7 protein-coding genes are annotated in these 7752 nt (G+C 45.9%); 1 reads left to right on the top strand and 6 read right to left on the bottom strand.

Annotated elements, in window-relative coordinates:
* The 5 genes from VIP81_RS03955 to VIP81_RS03935 all read right to left on the bottom strand — a co-directional run.
* Positions 1-491, bottom strand: a 491-nt coding sequence (locus VIP81_RS03955) for a Clp protease N-terminal domain-containing protein (protein ID WP_331957180.1), incomplete at its 3' end; no start/stop codon positions are given.
* Between the two features lie 245 nt (positions 492-736).
* Entirely contained in the window at positions 737-1582 is an 846-nt protein-coding gene (locus VIP81_RS03950; protein ID WP_331957179.1) for a glycine betaine ABC transporter substrate-binding protein, read from the bottom strand.
* An 11-nt stretch (positions 1583-1593) separates the two neighbouring features.
* Positions 1594-2424 (bottom strand): proline/glycine betaine ABC transporter permease, encoded by an 831-nt coding sequence (locus tag VIP81_RS03945; RefSeq protein ID WP_331957178.1) that lies wholly within the window; start codon positions 2422-2424, stop codon positions 1594-1596.
* Positions 2425-2449: 25 nt separating this feature from the next.
* Positions 2450-3643 (bottom strand): glycine betaine/L-proline ABC transporter ATP-binding protein, encoded by a 1194-nt coding sequence (locus VIP81_RS03940; RefSeq protein ID WP_331957177.1) that lies wholly within the window; start codon positions 3641-3643, stop codon positions 2450-2452.
* A gap of 38 nt (positions 3644-3681) precedes the next feature.
* Positions 3682-4773, bottom strand: coding sequence for a hypothetical protein (locus VIP81_RS03935; protein WP_331957176.1), 1092 nt, complete (start codon positions 4771-4773; stop codon positions 3682-3684).
* Between the two features lie 533 nt (positions 4774-5306).
* On the opposite strand from VIP81_RS03935, the gene VIP81_RS03930 reads away from it, so the two are divergent.
* Positions 5307-6572: an OmpA family protein gene (locus tag VIP81_RS03930; RefSeq protein WP_331957175.1), complete on the top strand. Its 1266-nt coding sequence runs from the start codon at positions 5307-5309 to the stop codon at positions 6570-6572.
* Between the two features lie 83 nt (positions 6573-6655).
* Here the strand turns inward: VIP81_RS03930 and VIP81_RS03925 are convergent.
* A partial coding sequence (locus VIP81_RS03925) for a hypothetical protein (RefSeq protein WP_331957174.1) occupies positions 6656-7752 on the bottom strand: 1097 nt, incomplete at its 5' end.

The raw sequence follows: 7752 nt of genomic DNA, 5'->3' as shown, positions 1-7752 counted from the left end.
TACTTCTGCAGGGTATTATATTGGTTACCGCCACTTTGTGAGTTCACGGTATCTCCTTTACGTAATTCTCTGATAGCTGTTTTAAGTCCTTTCTCTGTGAGGCCGGCATCTTTTAACAGTTTGGCAGTATCATCATTGCCGCCGAGAATGCCCAGCAGCAAATGTTCTACGCTTACAAATTCATCTTTAAATTCTTTGATAGCCGCGCCTGCACGGAGTATGACGTTGTTGGCATCGCGGCTCAGCGATTGACCGCCTTCACCGGCAGCCATGCGCGGGTATTTATTGATCTGTTCATTGAGCTTACTGTTCACGAACGTGGTGTTCACATCATTCTTTTTCAGTAAGTACTCAATGGGACTGTCCTCATCATTTAACAGGGCTTTGAGGAGGTGTCCGGTCTCAATAGACTGGTTTTGATTATTAAATGCCAGTTGTTGTGCCTGTTGCAGTATTTCCTGCGATTTTATAGTGAAATTATTCAAGTTCATATCTGCTTATTTTGCTCCTTTTTTTGTTGTTCTCAAACGTGTTAAGGTAACAACAAACCGTGATCCAATGTTGCCTAACCAGCAATTATGACATATAAAACAAAATATTACTGCATTTTTAGCAGAAAAACAGTACGGGAGCTGCTAAAATTTCATGAGCGGAAAGCAGAAAGCAAAAAGCAAAAAGCTATTGTAGCGAGTGACCATACGCTACAATAGCTTTTTGCTTTTTGCCTTCTGCTTTCCTAATCCCAGCTTTTCACCAGCTCCTGGTTATGCTGGATCCATTCTTTTACGGCGGCGTCTTCTTTACCGTCCGCATCGGCCATAGCGCCCATGAGGGAACCTAGCTGTTCACTGTTCAGTTGAAATTTACGGAAGAAGTTAACCGCTACAGTGTCGGCTACACTAAATTCGTTATTGGCGATTGTTTGAATTTTTTCTGTGGCTCCAAATACCTGTTTCGGATCTTCCAGGAAACGAAGTTTGTAGCGGGAGAACATCCAGTGTGGTGCCCATCCGGTTACCACTACCGGTTGTTTTTCGTCGATGCTTTTTTTCAGGGTAGCCATCATAGCCGCTTCGCTGGAAGATTGTATCTCATAATCGAGTCCATATGCTTTTACGGCTTCTTCTGCTTTGCCCATGATACCGGCGCCGGCGTCGATACCAACGATATGGCCTTCAAATTTATCTTTTACGGCGTTGAGTTCTTCTATGCTTTTAATGTTTACATAGTCTGGTACGACCAATCCTATTTTAGCACCTTCAAAATTGGTATTCAGTACCGTTACTTTATGACCGAAATTTTCCATATAGTTCTGGTGCGTTACGGGCATCCAGGTATCCAGGAAGATGTCGGCGTCGCCGCCGGCTACGGCTGCAAATACGGGCGCTACATCTGCATTTTTGAGGGTTACCTCGTAGCCTTTTCCTTCCAGGATATTTTTAGCCAGTTGGGTCATGGCTACGCCCTCTGCCCAGTTTACATAGGCGATGGTAATTTTTTTATCTCCATTGGAACTGCCTGTATTGCAGGCGGCAATGACTGTTACAAGGGCAGCCAGTGCGAATAATAATATCTTTTTCATATCAGCTGGTTTTAGTTGTTAGCACGTTGTTTTCTTTTTCCGAATGACTGGGTGATGCGATCGAGGATGATGGCGAGTATAACCACGGCGATACCTCCTTCAAAGCCCAGTCCTATTTTCAGTTGGGTAATACCTTTCAGTACCACTTCTCCGAGGCCGCCGGCGGCAATCATGGCAGAGATTACGACCATAGACAGCGCCATCATAATGGTTTGGTTTACGCCAGCCAGCAGTGTGGGCATGGCCAGAGGCAATTCCACTTTCAGCAGTAGTTGCCGGGGAGTGGCGCCAAATGAGCGGGTAGCCTCCACGATATCTTCGGGCACCTGTTTAATACCGAGTGTAGTTAAGCGTACGGCGGGTGGCATGGCGAAGATAATGGTAGCAAATACGCCGGGTACTTTTCCCAGTCCGAAGAATAATACGGCAGGAATGAGATATACAAATGCGGGCATGGTTTGCATAAAATCCATCAGCGGGCGCATAATTTTACCGGCTGTTTTATTCTTGGCGGCCCAGATCCCCAATGGAATACCTATTAATAAGGCAATAACGGCCGATACAAGGATCAATGCGAGTGTTTCCATGGTTTGACCCCAGTACCCCATGCCGTAGATCAAACCAAGGCCTAAAAGGGTCATTACGCCTACGCCCCAGCCGGCGCGTCTCCAGGCGAGGATGGCGAGTAAAGCAATGACTACATAAAATGGTGTAAAGGTGAGCAGCCATTGCACACTGTTGACCATGGCTTCCACTCCTATCTTGATCGTTTTAAAGAACGGGCCGCAGTTGTGGGTGAGCCAGTTGATGAATTGTTCTATATATTTTCCTATTTTAATCATATCTTTTTTCGTTTATCCGTAGGGGTTATACAGGCTGATTACCTGTGGTTTCAATAATCAGGGATGTTTGTGAGATGAGGCCCAGCAGTTTATTATTCTGTGGATCTACTACTGCCACGGGTTTATCTGTTTCCGCAATAAAAGGCAACATCTGTTCTACTGTTGTATCAGGGTAGGCCACAGGCACGTCGCGATGAATAACAGATTCAATGGTTTTATCGCCCCGCTTTTTTACCTCCAGTATTTCACGGAGATATACAAATCCGAGGAAGTGTTTATCTACGGTAACGGCGGGCAGAATATCCAGGCCGGTAGCGCGCATTTTACGCAGGCTTCCTTCTGGTCCGTCTTTACGGAATACCGCCATAGTAGGTTTGGTATCCATCATGGAAGAGGCAGTGATAATGGTTTTGCGGTCTACTTTTTCCACGAAAGAAGACACATAATCATTCGCGGGGGCCGTCAGAATTTCTTCGGGCGTACCGATTTGTATTACTTCCCCATCTTTCATGATGGCGATGCGGTCGCCGAGGCGGATGGCTTCATCGAGATCATGTGTAATGAAGATGATGGTTTTGTGCATTTTTTCCTGGAGATCCAGGAGTTCATCCTGCATCTGGGTGCGGATCAGCGGATCGAGTGCGGAGAAGGCTTCATCCATGAGGAGCACTTCCGGATCGTTGGCCAGTGCGCGGGCGAGTCCAACGCGTTGTTGCATCCCACCGGATAATTCTGATGGCAGCATTTGTTCGTATCCTTTGAGTCCCACCAGTTCCACTACTCCGCCTGCTTTGGCCATTCTTTCTGCCAGCGGAGTGCCTTGCAGTTCCAGGCCGAAGGCAATATTTTCCAATACGGTGCGATGAGGCAGGAGCCCGAACTTCTGGAATACCATGGAGATTTCCTTTCTGCGTGTTTGTTGCAGGGCGGCTTCATTCAGTTCGGTGATATTGGTACCATTTAATAAAATATCACCATCAGTGGGTTCTATGAGGCGATTCAGGCAACGCAGCAGGCTGGACTTACCGCTACCGGAAAGGCCCATGATGACAAAGAATTCTCCATTCTCTATCTGAAAAGAAGCATTCTTTACTGCCACCGTGCAGCCGGTTGCTTCGAGTATGTCTGCTTTGCTTTTACCTTCCTTCAGCAGTTGCAGCGCCGTATTGCGGTCGCGACCAAAGATGAGGGTCAGGTTATCGATTTGAAGTTTAGGCATTGTTGAATAGTTTTAGCTGTAAACCGGCTAAGGCTTTGTTAGAAATAGTAGCCAATATTTATGTTGAAACGACTGTGCCATTTAGCCTGGCTATCTCCGGCAGCGAGGGCATTTGTCCATTCAGGACCCAGCCAGGGCTGGTTTTTTCCGGCGGCCCAGTCGATATAAGTAAAGATGTGTCCGGCTGTGATCATACAGCCGAGTACATTCATTTGTGTGTCTGCAAAACCTGCTTCCGGTTTATGCATGTAAGAATAATCGTTGTAAAACGTGAGTGCGCTGACAGGCCCCCAGTTTACCGGTTGCGTATATGCCAGTGCAGCGGTATGCAAAAAGCTGCGGGCAGCAACCCGATAGGCCGAGCCATAGGCGGCCATGTCCATTGCTTTGTCGAACTGCGTTGAGTCGGTCACGTTATACTGGTAATACATAGACTGGAGTTTAAGGTTCCATCGTTTCCAGTTCAGGTTACTGTGTACAGCAGCGGCCCAGTGGCTGCCCATGTTACCGGAGGGAATGTTATACAAACCTCCCAGCATAACGGAAGCGCCTATACTGTTATTCGCGTTAAAAAAATATTCTGTGCGGGCGTTGCCCTGATTCACTTCTTTATTTCTGCCGGCTACATCATAGCTGTAGCGGCCCGGATCGATTTCTGTTTTGTCGCCGAAGTTTAGCTCTTCCGCATTTTTAAAAAACGCCAGCTGATATAACCAGTGTGGGTTACGGCGTTCGAACTTAACACCCATATCATAATCATCTTCCTTACCTACATAATAAGGCAGGTTAAAGAACCAGCTATGTGAGTTATAGGTGAGATTACCGAAGGGTACTTGTGTAAGACCGATGTCCAGGTGTGTACTATCGTTGAAATGATAACGTACATAGCCTTCCTTGAGCATGCCGCCGCCGAAATCTCTGGAATAAAAGCGATATTCAGCGTGTAGTGATAATCCTTTCCAGGCGGCATCCGCCTTTACCGCGAACATATCGAAGCCAAAATCGCCGCCTCGTTTTACCTGTTCCTTTTTCCAGGAAGAGAGGTTGTAGTTAAAGCGCAAAGCTCCGCCTATGTGAAAGGTGGGCTTATCCTTTTTGGTTTCGGTACTATCCTGTGCAACAACAAGCATACTCGGCAAGAGAAGCAGTAAGCATAGCAAAAACCAATACGATGATTGTTTAATCATAGTTATTAATTTTTAAATATGTTTAAGCTGATCTTTTTCCAGACGACATAGGCATCCTATGTGCATGCAACTGCATAAAACAGCTAGCCGGAAGGGAGACCGGGCGCGATATGGCCCGACAAATGATCAAATCCAATAAATATTGACTGTTATAGCGTATTGCGTTGTGCACGGAAGGCACATTAAACAGTCGAAAAAATGCGTAAAGCACGGCAAAGGTACGAAAAAATGGCTGCCGAACCAAAGGAAAAGCAAAAAAACGTATACATCTCCCTACAAATCAATGTTTTATTTATAAATTATTATATATCAAAACTGATATCTTATAGTAATTATTAAGTGATTCAAACAACCCGGGTAACTCTGTTGTTATACAATTTCCTGTTACAAACGTCTGTTTGTCCGTTCCTGCTAAGAGCCGGATGATTGAGCATCAAAAATCAGCATTACATTCATCATCATTAAACCCTACAATTATGTCTTTCGATTTACTGGAAAGCGCTAAAAGTATTTTCAACGACAATGTGGTTAGTCAGGCCTCCTCACAACTCGGGGAGAGCGAGGGGGGTATTCAGAAAGCCTTAAGTGGAATTGTGCCGGTGATCCTGGGGGGCTTGTTAAGCAAAGCCGGATCATCCGGAAATGCCGGTGGTTTACTGGACATGGTAAAAGGGGTAGCCGGGGATGCAAATCCGTCTGCTATCAGTGGTGCGTTGCAGGGCGGAGCGGGAGGTTTGATCAGTAAAGGGTCAGATTTGCTGCGAAGCTTATTTGGGGATAAAGTCAATCCCATTATCGGGATGTTGTCTTCCTTTGCAGGTATTAAAGAGTCGTCTGCCAGCACATTACTGCAAACAGCGGCACCAGCTACACTGGGCACTGTAGGACAGTATGCCGTACAAAACAATCTTTCTCCTAATTCATTTCTTTCTTTACTGGATTCTCAAAAAGACAAAATACTGGGGGCTATTCCCGGCGGATTAAATATTGCGGGAATCCTTGGACTGTCGAGCCTGGGTGATCTGGGCAAGAAACTGGGCATGACCGGGGACACGGCTACTACCAGTGCTGGTGCCATAGACATCAAGCAAGTTCCGACCAGTAACCGTTGGGTATGGTCGTTGCTCCTGATATTGGTGGCGATCATCTTATTATGGTACCTGATGCGCGGTTGTGGCGGCAATAAACCCGGCGGCATGCCGGTGAGCGACAGTATAACCACCAGCCAGCTGGCCGATTCTGCTTCTATGAGCGTAGCCACCACGCCGGTAGAGACCCGTGAAAGCATCAAAGTAACGCTTCCCGATGGCACCGTACTGGATGCGTATAAGGGCGGTATAGAAGATCAACTGGTAGCGTTCCTGAAAGATGATACCCGTAAAGCAGGTAAGGATGTGTGGTTTGATTTTGATAACCTGAATTTCAAAACAGGCAGCGCAGAACTCACTGAAGAAAGTATGAAACAGGTGGGCAACATTGCGGCTATTATGAAAGCATTTCCAAAAGCTAAAATAAAAATTGGTGGTTATACCGATCGTACCGGCGATAGCGCTGATAATTTGCGTCTTTCTAAAGAACGTGCGGAATCTGTTGTTACATCATTAAAGAAAGATAACACCAATGCGGCACAGCTGCTGGGCGCAGAAGGATATGGTTCACAATTCGCCAAAGCCGAAGCCAGTGCTCCGGATGAAGAAAGAAAAAAAGACAGACATATTTCGGTGAGTGTGAGAGAGAAATAAGGTGGAGCATAAAGGATAAAGCAAAAAGCTATTGTAGCAAGTGACTATACGCTACAATAGCTTTTTGCTTTATCCTTTATGCTTTATTGCTTTACCAATACCAGCCGATTCCTGTCGCCCCTGTAGATGGTAGCATAAAATTTTACGAGTTCCGGAAAATCAGTTGCCGGAAATACGCCCGCCTTACGTTCCATTTTTCGTATATAGTTTAACGTATTACCTTTTAAAACAATGGTGCTGCTGTACATACCAAACTTGCCTGACACGATAACCGGTGCTGGCAGGGATTCCAGCTGATAGCCCGAAGGCAGCGTAATATTTACAGAGTCGACATCCCGAAAAGCGAGATCAAACTTAATCTCGGATTTACGGGCTTCTTCTGCATCCAGTTTCATACCTCCGCGCTCCAGGATATCCGGTACCAGGAACATTCGTTTACCCGTTACCGTTGCATAGTTATGTCCTTTGATCTGGAGTTTCTCTTCAATGGCTGGGATCACTGTTCCCAATTCTTTACAACGATAACCGGTGATATCGTAACTGGAAAGATCCAGTTCTTTGCGCAATACCTCCAATTGTTTTTCCTCACTCAATTCATGGATCGTTCTATGCAGCCTATCCTGCTGCAATCCACTCTGAATAGTGACTGCGCTGATGTCTATGTTACCGCTGGAATCTACAGTCGCCGTTACGGTACGAAGCTGTTCATTACAATCCATTCCATAAACCGGGGTATGTATCAGTTTACTTTCTTTTTCATCTACCAGCAATACGGGTCTATTGTCTGTAAAAGATCCCAGATAACCGGCAGACAGCGTGTTATCTGTACATTCCAGCCAGGTAGTATCTTTGATATCCGGTACACAAAGGATCACGTGATTGAACTGGGAAGAAGGAAAATCTTCCCGTATGGTATGTTCACCTTCGCCGGCTTTTACCAATACACAATTGGATTTGATTCCTGCTTCTTTTAACAGCGCCATCATATAATTCGACAGCGCCTTACAGTCGCCATAGCCCTTTGATCCCACGGAAGTGGCGTCAAACGTTTGCCAACCGCCTATTCCCAGCTGAATGCTGATATAGCGGGTATTCTGCTGCATGAATTTATAGAGTACTTTTATTTTCTCTGCGCGGCTGCTGAGGCCATTTGTCAGTTCATGTACTTTGGCTTTGATAT

Origin of the sequence: Chitinophaga sp. (assembly GCF_036566945.1) — a bacterium.
Taxonomy (GTDB): domain Bacteria; phylum Bacteroidota; class Bacteroidia; order Chitinophagales; family Chitinophagaceae; genus Chitinophaga.
This window is presented reverse-complemented; position numbering and strand designations above follow the sequence as displayed.